The organism is Arsukibacterium sp. MJ3, from assembly GCF_000987765.1.
Classification (GTDB): Bacteria; Pseudomonadota; Gammaproteobacteria; order Enterobacterales; family Alteromonadaceae; genus Alishewanella.
On record NZ_LAHP01000150.1, the window covers coordinates 1 to 525 of the forward strand.

Genomic DNA, 525 nt, shown 5'->3' on the forward strand with positions numbered 1-525 from the left:
GCATGGTCAGCCGATACCGGCAGGGGCAACGCCAGTGCATGCAGATAATCGCGAGGATTCGCAGGCACCATTGGCGCGAATTCGCATTGCGGATAGCCAACAATTTGTTGGTGTAGGCGAACGTCGAGAGAATGGCGAATACTGGCCGAAAAGGGTGCTTACGCTTCCTGACGCGCAGTAATTGATCTTGTTTTTAAGAAGTTAAGTGCGTATAATCCGCGCTTCCCGTTGGGGCTGAATTAGTGATCGGCTCCGGCATCATTAAATTGGAGATATACAATGTCACTAAGTGCAGATGTAAAAGCTCAAATCGTAAAAGATTTCGCACGTGCAGAAGGCGATACAGGTTCACCTGAAGTTCAGGTAGCTTTATTAACCGCGCAAATTAATCATTTGCAAGGTCACTTCAAAAAGCACATTCACGACCATCACTCGCGTCGTGGTTTGTTGCGTATGGTAAGCCAACGTCGTAAATTGTTGGATTACCTTAAGCGTAAAAACGATGAGCGTTATTTAGAGCTTATC

The 525-nt window shown here is 46.5% G+C and carries 2 protein-coding genes; both read left to right on the forward strand.

Going from position 1 to position 525, the window contains the following annotated elements; all coding sequences use genetic code 11:
- The coding region (locus VT06_RS17225) for a tRNA pseudouridine(55) synthase TruB (RefSeq protein WP_046555562.1) at nucleotides 1-181 on the forward strand (181 nt) is incomplete at its 5' end.
- A gap of 98 nt (nucleotides 182-279) precedes the next feature.
- On the forward strand, nucleotides 280-525 hold a 246-nt coding region (gene rpsO / locus VT06_RS17230), incomplete at its 3' end, for a 30S ribosomal protein S15 (protein ID WP_046555563.1).